The sequence below is a fragment of the Maribellus sp. YY47 genome (assembly GCF_023111095.1).
In the GTDB taxonomy this organism is placed as follows: Bacteria; Bacteroidota; Bacteroidia; order Bacteroidales; family Prolixibacteraceae; genus Draconibacterium.
In genome coordinates this window covers 1-21316 of sequence record NZ_JALGYW010000038.1, presented here as the reverse complement: position 1 = coordinate 21316, position 21316 = coordinate 1, and the positions used below count along the sequence as shown (strand labels likewise).

Genomic DNA, 21316 nt, shown 5'->3' with positions numbered 1-21316 from the left:
CTCAGTGACAACTTGCAATTTAAAGGACATCGAATAGTCCTTCTGTGTACGCTTAACGTACTGTGAATGATTGATTTCTTTCATAACGCTACTTTTTGTGTAACGCTATTTCAGGACGAGACATTTTGAAATAATAAAGGGAGCCACTGGTCAATGATCAGTGGCTTTTTTTTGAAAGTCAATTTTTTAAAAATATCCAATTCTCAATTTTGAAAGTAAAATATTCAACAAAATCCTGAAAATTGGATATTGGGAATTCTACATTGGGTGTTCTGCATTAAAAATTGAAAACAAATCCCCGATAGAAATAAAAGTCATTACTTTCAGTTCTGTTGGTGATTAATGTAGGTCATGATTGCGTTTTGTGTCTGAAGGACAGTATCATCCATTTCTTTTCGCGCTGGATTAGGTGTCAGAAACAGGGGGAGATTCAACTATTTTTCAAAACCGCGATTAAAATTCTGGTATTTCATGAACAAAATATTTGTAAATTAAGTTCCTCTATCAAAAACGAGTTAAATCAATAAAAAATACATTATGGCAGATCTATCAACAACCTACATGGGTATTCAGTTAAAAAACCCACTTATTCTTGGAGCATGTAACCTGGTGTCAAAGCCTGAAGTGATCAAACAAATTGAAGAAGCAGGAATCGGTGCCATTGTTTACCGTTCTCTTTTTGAAGAACAAATTCAGCTGGAAGGTCTTCAGATGGATGAATTACTCTCGGAATACGAAAACCGCAATGCCGAAATGACCAGCCTTTTCCCGGGATTGGAACATGCCGGGCCAAAAGAACACCTGTATAACATTGAAAAACTGGTAAAAAGTGTGAATGTGCCGGTTTTTGCCAGTTTAAACGCGATTTACGAACCCACCTGGGTGGAATACGCCAAAGAGCTTGAGAAAACAGGCGTGGCCGGACTGGAACTTAACCTGTATGCCGTTCCCGGCTATTTTGAAGTAACCGGAGAGTCGATTGAGGACAAACAGGTTCAGATCGTTCGGGCAGTAAAAGAAGCCGTCAGCATTCCGGTAAGTGTGAAAATGAGTTTATTCTACACCAATCCGCTGAACTTTATCAAAAAAGTGGACGAGGCCGGTGCCGATGCGTATGTATTGTTCAATCGCTTTTTCCAACCCGAAGTAGATATCGACAAAGAAGAATATTTCTATCCGTGGGAACTAAGTAATCCGAAGGACCACATGGTGGGCTTGCGTTTTGCCGGCCTGTTGCACGGGAACCTCGAAGGAAGTATTTGTGTCAGCCGCGGTATTTACGATGCCAACGATGTGATTAAAATGATACTGGCGGGAGCCGACGTGGTACAAATGGTAAGTACGATTTACCGAAATTCCCCCACTGTTGTTTCTGACATTTTGATGGATATGAACCGTTGGATGGATGATAAGGGCTACAAGTCGCTTGACTATTTCCGCGGAAAACTGTCACGCAAGAATATGAAAGATCCGTTTGCCTACCAGCGTGCCCAATATGTTGATATTCTGATGCGTTCAGAAACGATCTTCAAAAAATACCCGATGGTATAACGGAATTTAAAATAATCTCTTTGATCGAAGCTGTCAGATTTCTGGCAGCTTTTTTTGTAGCTTTTTTGAGCTCTCCAATTAAAAACACGCTTAAACAAATCGGAATGAAATTTTACCAACTCTTTATTGGTTTTAATCGTTCGACTGCATCAACTCTTTTAACTTCATGATTTGCTCCCGGTTGGCCAAAACAAAAAGCTGGTCGTTGCGCGAAAGGATCATCTGAGGATCGGGATTAAAAACATAACGTGCTCCGCTGATTTTAATGCCCACAATATTGGCTCCTGTTTTTTCCCTGACCCTAAGTTCTCCGATCGATTTTCCCACAAAGCGCTGGGCCAGGTGTCGGCAGGTTATTTCTTCGAGAATAACGTCCTGTGTTTTTTGAAGAAGAATGTATTCGATGAATTCCACTACATCGGGTTGATGAACCAGTTTGGCCATGCGTTGTCCGCCAATGCGCTCGGGCATAATAACGTTGGTGGCGCCGGCACGTTTTAGTTTCATTTGGCTTTCAATTTCCGAAGCACGGCTGATCACGGTTAACCCGGGATTCATACTGCGGGCGGTAAGCACCACAAATACATTGTCGGCATCGTTCGGAGTCGTGGCAATCAGTGCGCGCGCACGGTGAACACCGGCCTGGTCCAGAATATCTTCATGCGTTGCATCGCCTTTGATATAGAGAAGTTCAGGATTTTCGCGTAATCGTGAAATTACATTGTCGCGTTTGTCGAGGATGACAAACTCAACTCCGTTTTCAGAAAGTTCCATTGCGGCTTGTTCGCCGTTTCTGCCGTAACCCACAATGATTACGTGATCCTTCAGTTTTGCAATTCTCTTGTCCACCCTGTATGTTTTTATGTAGTTAGCCAATTCTCCGTCAAAAATAAAGCGGCCTAGGTTTGAACCCACGTAAGCCAAACTTCCCAGGCTAAGAATAATCAATATGATGGTAAAAACTTTTCCCATTTCTGTGGGTTCGTGCCCTACGTAGCGGAATCCCACGGTTGAAACGGTTATCACGGTCATAAAAATACTGTCGAGTAAACTCAGACCTTCGATAAAATAATACCCGATGGTGCCGAACGCCAAAATCGAGACCAACAGGCCAATCCCAATTTTGATGGTCCTGTTTGATAATACCTGAAATTTGTTGTAGCGATACTTTGTAGATCCCATTTTGAGTGATTATTCGCGCTCTGAAACCAGCTTAACTCCTACCTGGCAATTTAAACATTTTTTCGCTTCGCAGTATTGGTTTTTTAACTGAAGTAGGGCTTGCGATTCAAAGGCCGACCGTGCATTGATGCCCAATTTTCCCCATTTTGATACAATGGAATTGGCTTCGGCAGGTAGTTGCTCCAGGAATTCCAGCGCCCGGTTTTTTAGGTGATGTTTGTTTTGTTTTTCGCCATACACAAACAAAAACGGAATCACCACATTGATAATCAGGATTTGAATCGAGGTTTCGCCCAGTTCTTTCTCCTGCTTGCTTTTTGATGATTTATTGAAATTGTAGTGTGTGTTCCAGTATTCAGAAGCTTTTACTTTGAAAAGCGTGTACAATTCCGAAAGGTTTTCGATTTCAATAATGGTTGAAAATAAGGCCTCTGACTGGTGAAAAAGAGCAGCGAATTGCGAAATTCTGACCGTCGGAAAATTGACCGGACGCAGGCGAAGAAACTTCCAAAGGTGACTTTCGATGGCTTTTAATCCGTATTTCTTGTACAAAAACGAATATTCTTCGCGCAATTTCAGGTAATAATCGTCGCCCAGCAGTTGGTTGTTTAACAGCCCCGAATTTCCAAAAAGAAGAGCTTCCAACTGAAACCGGTTGTTTTTGTGCTTGGCAAGCAGCGACACCGGCAACGAACGTGCGAGTAATTCAAACGGAACAGCGTTCACCTTGAACCCAAAGGAACGTGCCAGCACCTGGTAAAAAGTTTCATTCCAGTCGTTGTTGTTTTGTTCGAGCCGCGAAAGAATGGCTTCGGTTTTACTTTCCAGCCGCTCAATCATCAGGCGGTTAAATCCCAGCTGAAGCACGATCGGATCGATGCGGTGAAAACGGTTTTCGCAGGCAATCCATGTTTTCGCACTGAGCAGGTTTTGATAGTTATTTCGTAGGTAGTCAGGATACGTCAGAATCAGCGTTGGAATGGTTTCGCCATTGGTTCGTGCAATTTCAGTATCAAAAGTTTCCACAACGTGCAATACCACATTGTCGTATGCTTTATCGTTTTGATGAAGATGTTTGCTCCAATCCGAGGCTTTTACATGTATTTCAACATTCCCGGCCCAAACCGTATCGCCAATTTTAATGCGGGCATTAAAAAAATCGGGTCCCGAATCGGTATTTTTTCTCCCTTGATGAATAATTTCAAGCGGTTCGCCAGCGGAGGTTACTGTATTTTCATTGTCGAAAAGACGGTTTTCCCAGATGTACTGGAGAAATTCTTCGGGCATGTTGGACGGGGTGCTCATAGGCTTGAGTTTTTCTAAAAATAAGGAATTTTCAGAAATGTTGCCCAACGTAATTTTATTTAAAATGCTCAATCATATATTGATAAATAGCTGCCCGTTGAACAGATTATTCTAATTTGTAAGGTTTTCTTGCTTTTACTAATTTTGGGCTTATCTGCCGGATTTTTCTATTTGTCATGACACAAATAGTAAACACAAAAGTCTAGGCTGCGTCCGCTTCGCACGAAAAAACTACGTGTTGCCGGCTAAGAGTTCAGAACTCGTCGTACCTCCTCAAACAGCTGAACTCTTTTAACGCCGCCTTCACTTGTTTTTCGGTTCACCGGACGAGGCCAAAGTGCGCGATCTGTTACGGCATTTGAAACGAGGATGGCCTGTTTTTATCGATCCCCGAATCGAAACCCAGGGTTAGTGAGAGCGGGAAGCTCTGAGGAATCGAAGAGATCACCCGTCCGAACTTAGCCGGGGTGAAGATGACGGGTGAAGATAAAAAGCAGCCTTGACTTTTCTGCTTCGTCTTTGCGTCAAGGCAAAGATGAAGGCCTCCGGCAGGAAAAAAATGGTTAAATATTTATGGGGTAGATTAAAAAATGAGGCTGGTACTATTTTTATAATCCAGTGAAATTTCAAAAAAGCGTGATGGAAAACTTTTTACGCAAGGGTTTCGCAAAAAATAATTTCCATGAAAGCGAACTAACTTATTGAAGGCACAATTTATTGCTGCATCTTCTGAAAAACATCCCAAAGCACAATCCCGGCACTTACCGAAATATTGAAAGAATGCTTGGTGCCGTATTGCGGAATTTCGATGCTGCCATCGCAGAGATTAACCACCGACTGTTTCACTCCTTTTACTTCGTTTCCAAAAACCAGCGCAATCTTTTCGTTTTCATGAGGCTGGAAATCAGGCAGCATAATACTGTTTTCCACCTGTTCGATGGCGTAAACGGTAAAGCCTTCTTCTTTGAGTTGTTTTACAGCGTCCTCGGTATGCTCAAGGTATTTCCATGCAACCGATCGCTCGGCATCGAGTGCTGTTTTACGTATGTCGTTATTGGGCGGAGTTGCAGTAATTCCGCAGAGGTATATTTTTTCAACCAGCAAAGCATCTGATGTCCGAAATACAGAGCCGATATTGTGACAACTCCTGATGTTGTCGAGAACCACAACAATAGGTGATTTTTCCGATTCTTTGTATTCGTCCACCGAAAGTCGGTTGAGCTCGCTGTTTCTTAGTTTTCGCATTTCTTGTTAGCTGTGAGTCCCGAGCCATGAGCTTCGAGTATGTTTCTAAAAGATTATTTCTTTTTAAATTGGTAATGTTGTCTGGAAACTGAGACTGTCTATTGCGACTCTAAAGATTACCAGTTTACCTCAGCTCTTCTGATGGGTTGCGTCATACAACGGGCGCCGCCACCACCTCGGGCCAGTTCCGACCCGGCAATGGTTACCACACATTTGGTGTAATCGTCGATTGAAACTTTTCCATCCAAAACATCGGTAGCTGCAATAATTTCGTAACCGTTATTGTTGAGTTCGTCCAATGTGTGATTGTTGCGCTGGTACCCGATAATTTTTCCCGGGGCAAAGGCAAAAAAGTTGGCGCCGCTGTGCCATTGCTCGCGTTCCTGCATCCATTCATCCACGTGGCCTCCACACGAAATCGGTTTCATGTCCATTCCAAGTTTTTGGAGTGCAGCCAGAATATTCGGGTGCTCCTCAATCTTGTTTACTTTTCCGTTTTCAATTTCGATATGAATGGTCCGGTAGCGGCTTAACCCAAAAATAACCGGCGGATAAACCATGCATTCGTTGGTATTCAGAAAAGTAAAAACCATATCGAGATGGATAAAAGACTCGGGAGATGAAGGCAGTTCCTGTACAATAATGTGGTGCTTTTCCTTTTGGCTCTTTTTGATATTTTCGATAATAAAATCGATTCCCTGTGTGCTGGTTCTAATCCCGGTTCCAATCACAAAAACATCTTCGCGGGCAATCAAAACATCGCCGCCTTCGATTGTAGAACGCGGACTGATCTGTATTCCTTCAGCCGGTTTGGAAGGATTAAGAACCTTGGTTTCAATTTCCGGATGGTGATTGAAGATCGCATCCATAATCACCGATTCCCGTTCACGTACAGGGTTTGCCATTTTTCCCACCAGCATTTGGTCGTTCATCCCCATGGCCGAATCGCGGGTAAAAAAAAGATTGTGAAGTGGCCGCAGCCAGAAACGTTCGTTGCTCAGGTAATTGGTGAGGTTGTTTCTTTCAAGTGCAACACCATCCACGAGTAATTTGCTGAGCAGGCCGGCGGGCGTATTCAGCAACGATTTGCTTAGCTCAATTTTTTCAAGCGTACAAATATCGTTGAGCAGTTGTTGCTTCGCCGCCTCTTTTTCGAGAATATCAGCAAGAAGATCCTTTACTTCGAAAACACGGGTAACTTTTTGCAAAACACCTTTTAACTGTGCATATTCTTTCGATGCAATTGATAAATTCAGAATATCGCTGTACAATGCACGCTCTGCATTTTCGGGTGTCATGTTTTCGACTTCCGACCCGGGCGTGTGAATAATTACGCCTTCCAGTTTCCCGATCTCAGAATGAACACTTGTCTTCATACCTCGTTTCGATTTTTAGTAGATCAAATATATAAACTTTGATTGGGCTGTAATGGATAAATTATTTATTCGTTCTACTTTTACACCGGTAAAATTTTGAATGTCTTTGGGAAAACTGTTATTCATATTTGCAGGGCTTTTGTTGGCGGGAAGCGTGTGGGCGCAGCAACCCGACAGTTCGAAAGCGATGCTGGGATTGATCCAGAACGGAGATACCATTGTGTTTAAAAACATTAAGGAAGTGGTGGTTTTTCCCGAGCGCGAGTTTAAAAACAAACGGGAGTACCGACGCTATTCCCGTTATATTGAAAAAGTAAAAAAAGTTTATCCGCTGGCTGTTGAAGCCCGTGAATTGTTGAAAGAATATCAACCCAAATACGACGCGCTGGAAGACCGGGGCGACCAGCGAAAGTTGATGAAAAATCTGGAAAAGCAACTGCTGGATAAGCACAAGGAAGAATTGAAAAAATGGTCGATTTCTGATGGTCGGATTCTGTTAAAGCTGATCAATCGCGAAACCGAACGTACACCCTACAGCCTGATTCAGGACTTTAGGGGAGGCTTTAGCGCTGTGTTTTGGCAGGGCATTGCCAAGTTGTTTAAAAACGACCTGAAAGCCGGTTACGAACCCGATGATGAGGACAAAATGCTGGAAGAAATTGTGACGTTGATTGAACTCGGATATTTATAAAAGTGGACAAGGAAATCAGAACTTTTGTTGCAGTCAGAATTACTCCGGGAAAGGAATTGCTGGATCAGTTCCGGAAGTTTAAGAGCATTTTTCGCGACGACAGCATTAACTGGGTAGCCGAAGATAATTTCCATCTTACGCTTCGTTTTTTGGGAAATACGTCCGGTTTGCAGGCAGAACAATTATCCGAACGTTTTGAGGAAGTCGCCAGCAGTTTTACCTCTTTTGAGTTCGCGGTAAAAGGCGCCGGGTATTTTAAAAGCAAAGGCAGTCCACGAGTTTTATTTCTGAAAATAAGTGATGCCGAAAAGCTGAGTGCTTTAGCTGATAAGGTCGAAGCAGCAGCAGTTGCTGCCAGTTTTTCGGAAGAACAAAAGGCATTTCGTCCGCATCTTACACTAGGGAGGATCAAACACCTGAATAACCGCAACCGGTTTTGCTCGGTTGTTGATGATTTGCCGGAGGTTCTTTACCAGCAGGTGAAAGTTTCGGAATTTATTTATTATCAAAGTATTTTGCGTCCGGAAGGACCGATTTACAAACCGATAAAAATCTTTCGCTTAAAATGATTGCACAAACACCACGACCATCCTGCTATGCCGTTATTTTTACATGGGTACGAACCGGAATCGACTGAAGGAATGCTTTAATGCATGAATTCTGTAATGCTTAAATAAAAAAACTCTGAACCCTGAACTTTAAAACTCTGAACTTTAAAGCCTGAACTCACTTCCCTTTTCCCTTTACACTGACCATAATCGTATAGATCAGGATTTTAAAATCGATGTAAAGCGAAATGTTTTTCAGGTACATCATGTCGTACGGAAGCCGTTCCAGCATTTCTTCAACATTGGAAGCATACCCGTATTTTACCTGTCCCCACGAGGTAATTCCCGGGCGCAGTTTGTGCAGGTGAGTGTAATGGGGCGCTTTTTTAACAATCTGCCTGATGTAGTATTCGCGTTCGGGGCGCGGACCTATCAGCGACATTTTTCCAATTAAAACATTATAGAATTGCGGAATTTCGTCGAGGTGCGTTTTGCGCAGGAAACGGCCAATTTTAGTAATGCGGCCATCGTCTTCTGACGAAAGGGCAGGAGTGCCGTTCTCTGCGTCGTGCACCATGCTGCGTAGTTTGTAGATATAAAACAGTTTCCCAAAGCGGCCAACCCGTTCCTGTTTGTAAAATACAGGCCCGTGCGAGGTACTTTTAATCATTATGGCGAGTACAATAAACACCGGGAAAAACAAAATCATGGCAATCAGCGAGAATAGAACGTCCAGCATACGTTTGGTGTTTTCCTGCCAGGCAGGCATTAATCCATTGCTGATTTTGATCAGCGGACTGCTGTATATGGTACTGATTTTTACCGATCCGGAGAGGAAATCATATAAGTCGGGGATTCCCCAGATGTTTACTTGACGGTTCTCGATCACCGTCAAAGTCTCGTTTGCTTTGGCTTTATCGTAATCAGCAAAAGCCAGAATCACCTCTTCAATGCGGTTGTTTTCAATAATGTTCAGTATATCCCCGATATTCCCAAGCCTGGGTAAATGTCCTTTCAGTGCATCCTCCTGGCTTTCGTTCAGCGCCACATAGCCTACAAATTTATTTCCGGCAGGCCGCACCTGGCTGCTCATTTCGCGGTAAAGCGTCAGGGCTTTTTCGTTACTACCAATAATCAACGTATTGAACCCGATTTTTCGGTGGTGAATTTGGTGTATCGTTCGGGTAGTTAAAATCAATCTGAAAAAATAGGTCAGCGAAAAGTGCAGTCCAAACAGTACAAGAAACGACTGGTAATAGTCTTTGTACGAGGCAATCCAGTCGTCGAGCACAAAGGCAAAGAAAAGTACAATTACACCAACCAGTGATGTGGCAAAAGTCTGTCCCAGCTCCAGTAGCCTCGACTTTCGGAGAACATTCCTGTAAAAACCTGTGATGTAGTAAAAAAGGATCCAGAACGACGGGATGAAAAGGAGCGCAAGGAAAAATTGATGAGTGAACTCAAAGGGCACATTCCAGCCGCCAAAGACTTTGGGCTCAATGACTTCCTTTCGATAGACGAAAAATAGGCTCCAGGAAAGCGTCGCTGCAAGAAAATCAAGAGTGAGGTATTTAACAACCTGCCACTTTTTATTCATTCGTTCCGATTAAGTCTGGCTTTGTTACTTGCAATTCAGCTGTAAAACGGGCGAGCTGAATTATTATTGCCGCAGATGCATGGTTTTACCCCTGGCTAAATAGAGGAAAACTGCATCATTTTCCGGTTGATCTTTTGAACCACGTGCATCGCAATCAGGTAGTCTTCCAGGCAACTATTCTTTTTCACTTTTTTCTCGATGGTCTGTATAAAATGGTCAAACTCATTTACGTTTGAATAATGATCCAGGTTAACGGATTTATTATTGCACATGAACGTTCCCTGCGTGAAATTGAATGTCACAAATTGGTTATCGGCATAAATACGGATTTTGAAATCGTTCAGCGATTCAAGTTTTCCATAATTAAGGCTGATTACCGAAGCATCGCTAAATTCCAGGCGAACATTGGAAAACTTCGAATTATTGAAGCCTGGAAAAGTAACAGCGCCTATTTTTTTCGGACTGATGCCGGTAATCCCCAGCAACATCAGCAACATGGCGTACAACGATTCGTTGGCGGTTCCGCCGGGCTCGAAGTTCGAATATTCGATAAATGCAGGTGTATTTACATTTTCGTTCAGCCACTGAATGGCCGGGGTAAAATAGTACGGGTTGGTAATTTGTACAACAGAGCCCGATTCGTTGGCCAGTTTATTCAGCTCGGTGCATTCGTCGATCGAAATTGCAGGATGTTCGGTACAGAAAATATGTTTCGATTTTTTGATCATTTCCTGCATCAGCCGGAATGCATTCGGGGTTGAATTATCCATCAGGATAAGGTCAGCTCTTTCAACCAGCTCCACGCGATTAAACTCCGGAACCGAATAATGAAAGCTGTTCAGTTGTGTGTGGCTTCCCACCGAGGCTTTCCCGATGATATTAACAGCAGAATTTTCTTTCAGTTTTAAAGCATGTGGTTCCAGTATATCTGTCTTCCCGATTAACCCGACATTGATCATTTTCCCGATATTTATACGATTTCAACAAAGGTAAAAGACGGAATCATATATTTTTGATAAGTGATGGCTAATTTATTAACGTTAAATGTTAATATTGAAGAACTGCAACCCTCGGTAAAAAAGGGCAATTCGTTTAATTTTGTGATTTAATTTCTGGAATGGATCAAAATGACACTCCCCGTCACCAGGGACTTCGAAAAAAGCTGGTTGACGGACTAAAAATAAAAGGGATACGAAGCGAAAACGTTTTGGCGGCCGTTGGAGAGGTGCCGCGTCACCTTTTTATGGATAGTGGATTTATTAATTTTGCTTATAAAGACCAGGCGTTCCCAATCGGTGCCGGGCAAACGATTTCCCAACCCTATACCGTCGCTTTTCAAACACAGCTTTTAGACGTTCAGAAAAATCATAAAGTGTTGGAAGTTGGTACCGGCTCCGGATATCAGGCAGCGGTGTTGTGTGCCATGGGGACGAAAGTTTTTACGGTAGAACGGCAGAAGGAACTTTACAACAAAGTGCATAAGTTTTTGCCTGCTATCGGGTATTCGCCGGCCTGCTTTTTTGGAGATGGCTATAAAGGCCTTCCAACCTTTGCTCCGTTCGACCGGATTATTGTGACCGCAGGAGCTCCCAATGTTCCGGTGTCGTTAAAAAATCAACTGAAAGTTGGAGGAAAAATGGTTATTCCGGTGGGCGACAACAATAAGCAGGAAATGTACGTTGTTATTCGCGTAGATGAGGATGATTTCAAAATTGAAAAACATGGCCGGTTTTTGTTTGTGCCCATGTTAAAAGGAACCGTTAATTTCTGATATGATTAAAATACAAAAATTTGTGGTGAATCCGCTGGGAGAGAACACCTACATTTTGTCGGACGAAACAGGAGAATGCATTTTTGTTGATCCCGGTTTTTTTTATGCTGAAGAGCGCGATGAAATCAAGGAGTACATCAGTTCCAATCAGTTGAAACCGGTGATGATTGCCAACACTCATTGCCATTTCGACCATATTATGGGAGTGGAATTTGTACGCGAAGAATACAAGGTGCCGTTTTATGCCCACGCCGAAGATGCTTTTCTGGTGGAGCGGGCAGTGGGGCAGAGTCAAATGTTTGGTTTCGATATTCCCGCGGTAAAGCCAATAGATGGTTTCCTGACAGAAGGCGAAACGGTGAAGTTTGGAAATACCGAATTGAAGATTCTTCATGTTCCGGGACATTCGCCAGGTCACGTGGTTTTTTACTCGGCAAAAGATAATATGCTGGTGGTTGGCGACGTGCTTTTTTACGGAAGCATTGGCCGGACAGATCTGCCGGGAGGAAATTACGAAACCCTGATTTCAGGAATCAAATCAAAGTTGTTAACGCTACCCGACGAAACCAAAGTGTATTCCGGTCATGGACCGGAGACAACGATTGGTGTTGAGAAATGGTCGAATCCGTTTTTAACCTAGACCAGAAAGTCTATTTTATGAGTTGTTGGTTTAAAATCATTTTTTTAACGCCTGACTCTGTTTAGTTTTGCAGAAAATTTCAGTCAAATAAATTAATTCATTCAACATATGTCTCAGGATAGATTCGTAACCCGCCACATTGGGCCGCGGGACCACGAAATAGCAGAAATGCTAAAAGCAATTGGAGTGTCTTCGATGGAGGAATTATTGGAGCAAACCGTGCCTTCCAATATCAGGTTGAAACAACCTCTTAAATTGAACGAGGGGCTGTCGGAACGGAAATACTTCAGAAGAATTCTGGAGTTGGCTTCCAAAAACAAGGTATTCAATACCTACATCGGGATGGGTTATTACGATACCATTACACCGGCAGTAATATTGCGTAATGTGTTGGAAAACCCGGCGTGGTACACTTCTTACACTCCCTATCAGGCTGAAATTTCGCAGGGACGTCTGGAGGCTTTACTCAACTTCCAGACCATGGTAAGCAGCCTTACCGGAATGAAAATTGCCAATGCTTCGTTGCTCGACGAATCAACCGCTGCTGCCGAAGCGATGGTAATGATGGCCAATCTTCGTTCGCGCCAAATGGTGAAAGCCAATGTAAATACGGTTTTAGTCGACGAAAAAGTTTGGCCGCAAACCCACGACGTACTGAAAACAAGGGCACTTCCGCTGGGATTTGAATTGAAAATCCAGCCAAAAGACAGCTTCGAATTCGATGAAAATGTGTTTGGAGTAATTGTTCAGTATCCCAATTCGGATGGCGAAGTGATCGATTATGCAGACTTGGTTCAAAAAGCACACGAAAAAGAAATAAAAGTGGCAGTAGCTGCTGACTTGCTTTCGCTGGCCATTTTAACTCCTCCCGGAGAATGGGGCGCTGATATTGTATTTGGGAATACCCAGCGTTTTGGTGTTCCGATGGGATACGGTGGTCCGCATGCTGCCTTTTTTGCTGCACGCGAAGAGTACAAGAGACATCTTCCCGGAAGAATTATTGGTATAACAAAAGATAAACACGGGAACAGGGCCTTGAGAATGGCGCTTCAAACCCGCGAACAACATATTAAACGCGAAAAAGCAACTTCCAATATTTGTACTGCTCAGGCATTACTGGCGATTATGGCAGGCTTTTTTGGCGTATATCACGGCCCTGAAGGAATCGTTACAATTGCTCAGCGCATTCACAATATTGCTGCTTTCCTGGCTGTAGAAATTGAAAAACTGGGATACAAACAACTCAATTCAAACTTCTTCGATACCATTCGGATTCAACTTCCAAAACATGTAAAACGCGAAGACGTGGAGTGGTTGTCGATCGAGTTGGAAATGAACTTCCGCTATTTCGAAAACGGAGACGTAGGTATCAGCATCGATGAAACCACCAACCAGCAGGATATTGGCTGGATCATTGAAGTATTTGCAAAAGCTGCCAACAAAAAATTCCAGGTGGCGATGGAATATCCGGAAGGATTTGCTGTTGATACGAAATTTGCGCGTACCAGCGAATTTATGACAGAAGAGGTTTTCAATAAATACCGTTCTGAAACGGAGATGGTCCGTTATATTCACCGCCTGGCACACAAAGATATTTCACTGACTCAGTCGATGATTTCGCTGGGGTCGTGTACGATGAAACTGAATGCGGCTACCGAAATGTTGCCGTTGAGCTGGATCGAGTTTACCGGGTTACATCCGTTTATCCCCAAAAATCAGGCACGTGGTTACCAGGAAATGATGGAAGAACTTCGCCGCGATTTAGCTGAAATTACCGGAATGGCTGACGTGAGTCTGATGCCCAATTCGGGTGCTGCAGGCGAATATGCCGGATTGATGGTAATTCAGGAATATCATAAGAGTCGGGGCGACGTTCAGCGTGATGTGGTGATTATTCCATCATCAGCACATGGGACGAACCCTGCAAGCGCGGTTATGGCCGGTATGAATGTGGTAGTGGTGGCTTGCGACGAAAGAGGTAATGTTGACATGGCCGATTTGCGTGCTAAAGCAGAGCTTCACCGCGACAGGCTTTCGGCATTCATGGTTACCTATCCGTCTACGCACGGTGTATTCGAAGCATCGATCATCGAAATGTGTGAAGTAATTCATGAAAACGGTGGGCAGGTATACATGGATGGTGCCAATATGAACGCACAGGTAGGATTAACTAACCCGAGAATGATTGGCGCAGACGTTTGTCACCTGAACCTGCACAAAACATTTGCTATTCCTCACGGTGGCGGTGGTCCTGGTGTTGGCCCGATTGGTGTTGCCAGCCATTTGGTGGATTTCCTGCCTTCGCATCCGGTGATCAATAACGGTCATGTTGGAATTACAGCCGTTTCGGCAGCTCCATGGGGAAGTGCTTCGGTACTGCCTATTACCTACGGCTACATAAAAATGATGGGCGCTGAGGGATTAACAGAGGCAACAAAAGTGGCCATTCTGAATGCCAACTATATTGCCAGTGCATTGAAAGACAATTACGGAGTATTGTATACCGGCGAAAACGGCCGTGTAGCTCACGAATTGATCCTGGAATGCCGGCATCTGAAAGCTTCATCCGGAATTACCGAAGAAGACATTGCGAAACGTTTAATGGACTACGGATTTCATGCACCAACGCTTTCGTTCCCGGTTCACGGAACGTTAATGATCGAACCAACCGAAAGTGAGTCGAAAGCCGAACTGGATCGCTTTATCAGCGCGTTGAATTCGATTTTTGAAGAAGTGAAGGAAGTGGAAACCGGTGCGGTGGATAAAGAAGATAACGTACTGAAAAATGCACCACATACCGCTGAAAGTATTTGTGCCAACGAATGGACACATGCTTATCAGCGCGAAAAAGCTGCCTATCCGCTGGAGTGGGTACGCGAAAACAAATACTGGGTTCCGGTAGGCCGGGTAGACAATGCCTGGGGCGACCGAAACCTGATTTGTACCTGTGGTTCGCCTGAAGAATACGAAGCATTCAAATAAAAAGCAGAGCCATCCGAAATTTCGGATGGCTTTTTTATTTTTGTGCCATGATATCGTTTCCGAATGCCAAAATAAACATAGGACTGAACGTTGTTTCCAAACGTGCAGATGGTTACCATAACCTGGAAACGGTATTTTACCCGGTGAAGCTGGCTGATGCTCTGGAACTGGTTGAATCCGAAAAAACGGCATTTTCTTCGTCAGGAATACAAATCGATGGAGCGCCGGAGAACAATCTTGTTTTTAAAGCTTACAAGCTGTTGCAGCAGAAATTTGATTTGCCTCCGGTTCATTTACATCTTCATAAAATAATCCCGTTTGGAGCCGGATTGGGAGGAGGTTCGGCAGATGCTGCCTTTACCCTGAAAATGCTAAACGAATGCTTCTCGCTGGATTTAAATGAAGATCAGCTGGAGAAGTATGCGGCGAACTTGGGGGCCGATTGCCCGTTTTTTATACGGAACAAGCCTGCTTTTGCTCATGGTATCGGAGATCAGTTTAAACCGATTGAGCTTGACCTTACCAACTATGAACTTGTCCTTTTAAAACCTGAATGCTCCGTTGGAACTGCTGATGCTTACCGGAACATCGTACCCCGCAAATCTGAATTTGATCTTCAAAAAATAGCTCAACTACCGATCGAAGAATGGAAACACCGGATTAAAAATGATTTTGAAAAGTCTGTTTTTCCACAGTATCCGCAAATAGAATCGCTTAAAAATTTACTGTACGACATGGGGGCTTTGTATGCTTCGATGTCGGGAAGCGGTTCGGCCGTTTACGGAATTTTTCGCCATTCACCGGTAGATTTGGCTAAATTCATCCCTCAAGGTATTTTTATTTACCGATAGTATTGGCCTTTCGCCGACCTTAGGATTTCATTAACATTTTTTTTATTCTTTTTAACAACGAAGGGTGTAACCTTTGTGGGCGTAAATAGTCTATTTAACTGAAAGCAGAAACAGAAAAAGACCTCAGAGAGGCAAGTAAGAAACAACAGAAAAGAAAACAATTAAGAACAGAAAACATGAAAACTAGATTTAATCACTTCATCGCAATGACCATTTTCGCGGTAACCATTTTTGCCGGAAATGTGAATGCGAGCGATAACAGAGCGAAAGCCTCAAGCCATGATGCAACAGTTGAAACCTCATTAGCCATCGAAAACTGGATGACAGACGAAAGTGTTTGGAATGTACAGGCCAAAACCATTGCCGCACCCGAAGCAGAAACGGAACTTCAGCTGGAAAGCTGGATGACCGATGAAAAGGCATGGAAAGTCAGCTCTACCAATTCGGTAGAGAAAGAAGGCCAGTTAACACTCGAAAATTGGATGATTGACAATTCTTATTGGAAGATATAAGTTAAAGAAAGCGATTAGTTTTATTTGAATTTTTAGGGGGTTGCTGAAAAGCAGCCCTTTTTTATTTAAAATCCTGCTAACGAGGTTTGTCGGCACTCTTAATCCATTATATTTGCTTTGTTCAACTAAAATTTAGACTTGGCCCGATTTATAAATATCATTGCAATCATTGTCTTGACTTTGCTATCGTTGGGCGCAAGTTCACAAGATGTTACATTTTCGCAGTTTTATGCCAATCCGCTGTATTTAAATCCAGCTTTTGCCGGAACGATCGGGGTGCCAAGAGTTGCCATGCAATACAGAAACCAGTGGCATTCGTTTTCCAACGCTTTTAATACCTATAGTGTGGCGCTCGATTTACCGGTTGAAAAATTGCGGGGAGGAATAGGAGTAAATTTGGTAAACGATGTTCAGGGGAATGGCGCTTTGGGCGTTCTTACCATGAACGCAGCTTATTCTGTGGGCGTACAAATTAGCGAGAACTATACGCTGCATGGCGGATTTAAAGTGGGATATGTACGGAACACTTTAAACGTTAACGATTTGGTTTTTGCCGACAATCTGGATGTGTACTACGGGAACCATGGAGTATCAGCAGAGACCAGTTATTTAACAGAATCCAATTATTCATATCTCGATTATTCGATAGGAACGATGTTATACAGTAAAACATTGTTTTTTGGGCTTGCCGCACACCATTTAACCGAACCGAATCAGACCTTTACCATAAATGACGACTATGGTGTACCGCTTGAACGGAAATTTACCGGTCATTTTGGTGCCCGCTTACCGGTTTATTTATATGGTCACCATCGAAAGAAATTCGACATATCTCCCCAACTCATTATTGAAAGCCAGGGGGAATTTCAACAGTTTAATTATGGTGTTTTTGCAGCCCGAAAAGGGGTAGCTCTTGGAACGTGGTTTAGGCAGAACTTCGGCATCCGCTACGACGCGGTTATTTTCGTTTTAGGATTTGTGCGGAACAGGGTTCAGCTAACCTATAGTTACGATTTAACGGTATCGGGTTTAGCCGGCGCTTCGGGAGGAACCAGCGAAGTTTCGTGTGTATTTTTATTGAAAGGGAATAAGAGAATTAAGTCGTTGCCATTTTTTGACCGGTACGAGGAGGAGTTTGGTGAGATGTAAATCTATCTGACCAGAAGAACTTGGCCTTTTTGATTATGCTCATATCCCTGTAAATCTACGTATTGAGCTATCCATACATAATTTCCCATCGGAGCTTTTCCTCCTTTTCTGTTGTTTCCATCCCAGGGCGCATTAGGAGAATGAGATTCAAAGACAAGTTGCCCCCAGCGATCGAATATCTTTAAATGGAAGTTATCCTCCTCAGCACCCAGACCAACTGGCATAAATGTTCGGTTTTCAGAAATTTCACTGTCCGGTCGGAATGCATTGGGAGTATAACCCGAAAACGGCAGAATTTTTATGATGGCATCAGTCGTGTCTTTACATCCAAAATCAGATTCAGCAATAAGCAGAGAAATAAATTCCCCCAGATTGGTAAAAGTATGTATCGGGTTTTTGTCAAACGAAGATGTTTTATCGCCAAAATCCCAACTGTAAAAATCTGCATTTTCTGAATGATTTGAATAGGTAATTGCAGAGTGCTCCAGAAAGGCTACGGGGTAGTCCACTTCAAACGCTGCAACCGGTTTGGGATGAATCCGTATCCAGTCTTTTTTTACCAGCGTGTCCCGGCATCCTGTTTCTTGAGATGAGGCGATTAATGAAATGTCAAACCGGCCGGAATCGGGGAAATAATACAACTGTGAATTTCCAACGGGATAGGGCAGGGTGTCGGTTAGCCATGTAAAGTCGATGAAATTGTCATGTGACGATGCTTTGATTTCTTTTGTGACGGGCTGACACCCTTCTTCATCGACGGTTGAAATATCAAAACGAGGTTTTCTTTTTAATAATACTTCGGCAGGTTGGCTAACACAACCGAACTCATCAACGCGCAGAATTGCTTTGCCAAATGGTTCGTCAAGGATCATGCTAATGGTATCGTTTCCCGTGTCTGACTGATGGGCTCCTTCGAAACTCCAAAAACAAATGGAGGAGTCGATTGCGTTGGCATAAATAATTTCGGCAGAATCCGGATGACAGGTGCTTGTATCTGCAATTATTTCAGCCGTCGGAGTGGGAAATACCTTTATCATGCTGTCGATCTGGAATCCGATTTGGCATCCTGACAGCCTGTTTGTAATCAGAAGACTTACGTCGTAAAATCCTGTGTCGGAATAAAAGTGGTCGACTTCCTTTTCGATGCTTAAAGGAGAACCGTCTCCAAAATCCCATTCAAAAAGTAAGGCATCTTCTACATTGAGTTCTCCTTTAAAAGAAACAGTGAAGGAATCGCAACCCCATGCTTTTTGTGTTTCCAATACGAAATCGGGATTTGCTCCGAGTAAAGAAGAAGTGGTGTCGCTCCAACAGCCGTTTTCTTCCACAAAAAGAGTAAGGTATGGATGGGTATTATAGGCCCCGATGGAAACGATGAAATTGTCCCAGTCAAGCGAATCGATGAGCTTTGCTCCTCCGTAATCCCAATAAAAATTGGCCTGAGGGCTCGCGTTCCCGTTGTATTTCACTTCACGCGAATATCCTTTGCATTTATCGTTCGGATCGTCAACGTATATAAATTCAGATGTAGGCGTGGGCTGAAAAGACACATTAAAAGTGTCGGTTTTAATACAACCATCGGTTGTGATTAGTTCGTAATAAACGACATACTTTCCCCATTCAGAAACTTCAATATCAGCGCTTTTGTGTTGTGTATTTGTAAAAGAGAGTGCCGCATTGTCTGATTTCCAGGTATAACTTCCGTCATAATTCCAGATTTCTTCAGAAGTTCCTGAAATTTCAACGTTGAGCGCTGAACGTTTGGAGCCGCAAATCAATTCTTCTCCATAAATATTAATTTGTGGAACAGGATAAACAACCAGGTTCATTGTGTCGCGTGCCGAACAATTGTATTTATCGTAGACCGTTAACCGGTATTCACCGGTTTGATCAGCGGTAAAGAACTGTTCGATTGACAGAGTATCGTTGTCTGTGTTTTGCCATACATACTTATTAAAACCGTCATTTCCGTTGAGTTGCAGTGAGTAAGGGTAACAACTTTCTTCGGAGTCAAACCCCAATTCTGTTTCAGGGTGACTCACGTATACATAAACAGAGTCTTCCAGTTCGCATCCGTCGATTGTGGTGGCTTTAACTTTGTATTTTCCGGCTGAATTCACTGTGAGTATTTCTGTGTAATCACCTGTATTCCAATTGTATGTGTCGAAATAAGGTCCGGCATCCAGGGTTTTTGATTCCCCATAACATAACAATAGGGTGTCGCCATCAAAATTGATGCTTTCTCCTAAATCAAGGACCAAATCCAGGTTAAATCCAACTCCGTAACCGTAGGATTCAACACCGCCGAAACCGTAGACGTAAGCCAAAAATCCACGGTCTTCATTTACATTATGAATGTGATAGGTTCCCCGGGAGATCGCTTTTTGTGCATACGAATAATTGCTTTCGGGAAACGGTGTAAATTCATTGGAAATAGGTGTGCCGTTGAACCTAATATTGTCTACTTCGCTGGTTAAGGTAACAATGTTTACATAGTATTTCTGAATTTGGTCAGAATCGTAGGCTACAAAGGTTACATCGTTTTTTGACTGTGTTGTGGAACTTAAAATGATCATGAACGGGTCTCCGTTTTTTCCCGTAAAATCTTTGTCGACCGACTGTGACTGACTGTACTGTGCTACCAGGATAGGATGGTCGGAATAGATGCGTGAAGGTTCGTTGTGGTAGAGCACAATTTCTTTATACTCGCCCCGGTTTAAAGTAATGGGCGAACGGTTGGTTATGTGCACAACGGTGTTATCCACAGCGGCCATTATCCGGTATCTGTCCTGTTCTCGCGATTTTAGCGGAACTGCAAAGAATTCGCGTCCCCATGCGTGAATGGGAGGTACCTGCTCATAAAGATGATCCCATGCCGATGTCCCCGATGTGGCCGGAACCGTGGTGGCCAACGAGCCGGAATAGAAAGCAACCGGTTTATCGGAAGAGATGTAACTGCCCGTTAAATCGCCCTGATTCGTTGTTGTGTTATTGTCAAAATTTTTTGATTGTACCTGGTAGACTTCCCCTTTTCTTAAAATGATATTGATCGTGTCGCCGGCAGCAATTTTTTGGTCCGTTTCTTTCGAGGGAATGATCATCACTCTGGTAGAGTCGACAGAAGCTACAATCAGAAACTGACTGTTTCGGCCATTCCCATAACCACCATTGTTATTTTCATGGACATGAGCGTCGTAGCACATGGCGAAATATTCAGTGCCGAGCGATTCGGTAGGGAAAATAACAGCAACATCAGCTGAGTTTGGGCACCAGTTTAGTGCGTATACATTTACCGGCTTTTCTGAAAACAGATGGATTCCCTTGCTTTGAATTTGCTCCGAACCGGTTGCTTCAGCCAGGTCCCAGGGAATAGTAACCTGAACAGAACTGTTTGCACTGATAGTATGGGTTTGATTATAAGGGTTTGCGGCTTCGCCAACAGCAATGCTAAAAGTTGTGGCTTCACGTGCTGTAACTGTTATTTCTAAGTAGTGAGTTTCCTGGTAGTTCCTGCTTTCCATAAAGCCAAACCAAAAATCGGTACCCTCGGTAGATTTTTTACAAGGATCGGCATATTTAGCCGCAATTGACTGAATAATACACTGAAATATCAGTATGAAGATTAGTTTTTTTGCCATGGTTAATTCCTGGCTAAATCTAATCAATATTGATAAAAAAACGCCTATGTCTTTGCGTGGTGTTGGGTTTGATTTGCAAAGGCACGTATCATTAAAATTTAGCCAAAAGAAAAGGCAGCCTTTATGACTGCCTTTCGCTTTAATCCTTTAGTTGTCTCGTCCTGAAATAGCGTTACACAAAAAGTAGCGTTATGAAAGAAATCAATCATTCACAGTACGTTAAGCGTACACAGAAGGACTATTCGATGTCCTTTAAATTGCAAGTTGTCACTGAGATA

At 43.1% G+C, this 21316-nt stretch carries 16 protein-coding genes; 9 read left to right on the top strand and 7 right to left on the bottom strand.

The window, feature by feature from the left end; translation table 11 throughout:
• Positions 1 to 537 precede the first annotated feature (537 nt).
• On the top strand, positions 538 to 1551 hold the full coding sequence (locus tag MR764_RS19835; protein ID WP_247981201.1) for a dihydroorotate dehydrogenase-like protein: 1014 nt from the start codon (positions 538 to 540) through the stop codon (positions 1549 to 1551).
• A 132-nt stretch (positions 1552 to 1683) separates the two neighbouring features.
• Here the strand turns inward: MR764_RS19835 and MR764_RS19830 are convergent, their stop codons facing one another.
• From MR764_RS19830 to MR764_RS19815, 4 genes are all read right to left on the bottom strand, one after another.
• Positions 1684 to 2733, bottom strand: coding sequence for a TrkA family potassium uptake protein (locus tag MR764_RS19830; protein WP_247981200.1), 1050 nt, complete (start codon positions 2731 to 2733; stop codon positions 1684 to 1686).
• Between the two features lie 9 nt (positions 2734 to 2742).
• A complete protein-coding gene (locus MR764_RS19825) occupies positions 2743 to 4038 on the bottom strand; it encodes a DUF2851 family protein (protein ID WP_247981199.1) in 1296 nt (431 codons plus the stop codon).
• Positions 4039 to 4752: 714 nt separating this feature from the next.
• Positions 4753 to 5283: an RNA methyltransferase gene (locus MR764_RS19820; RefSeq protein WP_247981198.1), complete on the bottom strand. Its 531-nt coding sequence runs from the start codon at positions 5281 to 5283 to the stop codon at positions 4753 to 4755.
• 116 nt (positions 5284 to 5399) lie between these two features.
• Positions 5400 to 6659 (bottom strand): arginine deiminase family protein, encoded by a 1260-nt coding sequence (locus tag MR764_RS19815; RefSeq protein WP_247981197.1) that lies wholly within the window; start codon positions 6657 to 6659, stop codon positions 5400 to 5402.
• A gap of 106 nt (positions 6660 to 6765) precedes the next feature.
• Here MR764_RS19815 and MR764_RS19810 point away from each other — a divergent pair, with 106 nt between their 5' ends.
• Entirely contained in the window at positions 6766 to 7350 is a 585-nt protein-coding gene (locus MR764_RS19810; RefSeq protein ID WP_247981196.1) for a DUF4294 domain-containing protein, read from the top strand.
• A gap of 2 nt (positions 7351 to 7352) precedes the next feature.
• Positions 7353 to 7919, top strand: a complete 567-nt coding sequence (gene thpR / locus MR764_RS19805) for an RNA 2',3'-cyclic phosphodiesterase (protein ID WP_247981195.1) — start codon at positions 7353 to 7355, stop codon at positions 7917 to 7919.
• A 157-nt stretch (positions 7920 to 8076) separates the two neighbouring features.
• On the opposite strand, the gene MR764_RS19800 is transcribed toward thpR, so the two are convergent.
• Positions 8077 to 9495: a sugar transferase gene (locus tag MR764_RS19800; protein ID WP_247981194.1), complete on the bottom strand. Its 1419-nt coding sequence runs from the start codon at positions 9493 to 9495 to the stop codon at positions 8077 to 8079.
• A gap of 95 nt (positions 9496 to 9590) precedes the next feature.
• The gene (locus MR764_RS19795; RefSeq protein WP_247981193.1) at positions 9591 to 10454 is read right to left on the bottom strand and encodes a hypothetical protein; all 864 of its coding nucleotides are present in this window, start codon (positions 10452 to 10454) and stop codon (positions 9591 to 9593) included.
• 158 nt (positions 10455 to 10612) lie between these two features.
• Here MR764_RS19795 and MR764_RS19790 point away from each other — a divergent pair, with 158 nt between their 5' ends.
• From MR764_RS19790 to MR764_RS19765, 6 genes are all read left to right on the top strand, one after another.
• Positions 10613 to 11266, top strand: a complete 654-nt coding sequence (locus MR764_RS19790) for a protein-L-isoaspartate(D-aspartate) O-methyltransferase (RefSeq protein ID WP_247981192.1) — start codon at positions 10613 to 10615, stop codon at positions 11264 to 11266.
• A 1-nt stretch (position 11267) separates the two neighbouring features.
• The gene (locus tag MR764_RS19785) at positions 11268 to 11906 is read left to right on the top strand and encodes an MBL fold metallo-hydrolase (RefSeq protein ID WP_247981191.1); all 639 of its coding nucleotides are present in this window, start codon (positions 11268 to 11270) and stop codon (positions 11904 to 11906) included.
• Positions 11907 to 12014: 108 nt separating this feature from the next.
• Complete coding sequence (gcvP, locus tag MR764_RS19780; RefSeq protein ID WP_247981190.1) at positions 12015 to 14888, top strand: aminomethyl-transferring glycine dehydrogenase; 2874 nt, start codon at positions 12015 to 12017, stop codon at positions 14886 to 14888.
• Between the two features lie 47 nt (positions 14889 to 14935).
• Positions 14936 to 15739 carry a 4-(cytidine 5'-diphospho)-2-C-methyl-D-erythritol kinase gene (gene ispE / locus MR764_RS19775; RefSeq protein WP_247981189.1) on the top strand — a complete coding sequence of 268 codons (804 nt, stop codon included), beginning with the start codon at positions 14936 to 14938 and terminating at the stop codon, positions 15737 to 15739.
• A gap of 176 nt (positions 15740 to 15915) precedes the next feature.
• Positions 15916 to 16251 (top strand): hypothetical protein, encoded by a 336-nt coding sequence (locus MR764_RS19770; RefSeq protein WP_247981188.1) that lies wholly within the window; start codon positions 15916 to 15918, stop codon positions 16249 to 16251.
• A gap of 138 nt (positions 16252 to 16389) precedes the next feature.
• The gene (locus MR764_RS19765) at positions 16390 to 17400 is read left to right on the top strand and encodes a PorP/SprF family type IX secretion system membrane protein (RefSeq protein ID WP_247981187.1); all 1011 of its coding nucleotides are present in this window, start codon (positions 16390 to 16392) and stop codon (positions 17398 to 17400) included.
• Between the two features lie 2 nt (positions 17401 to 17402).
• Here MR764_RS19765 and MR764_RS19760 read toward each other — a convergent pair whose 3' ends face one another.
• Complete coding sequence (locus tag MR764_RS19760; RefSeq protein WP_247981186.1) at positions 17403 to 21038, bottom strand: PKD domain-containing protein; 3636 nt, start codon at positions 21036 to 21038, stop codon at positions 17403 to 17405.
• Positions 21039 to 21316 lie beyond the last annotated feature (278 nt).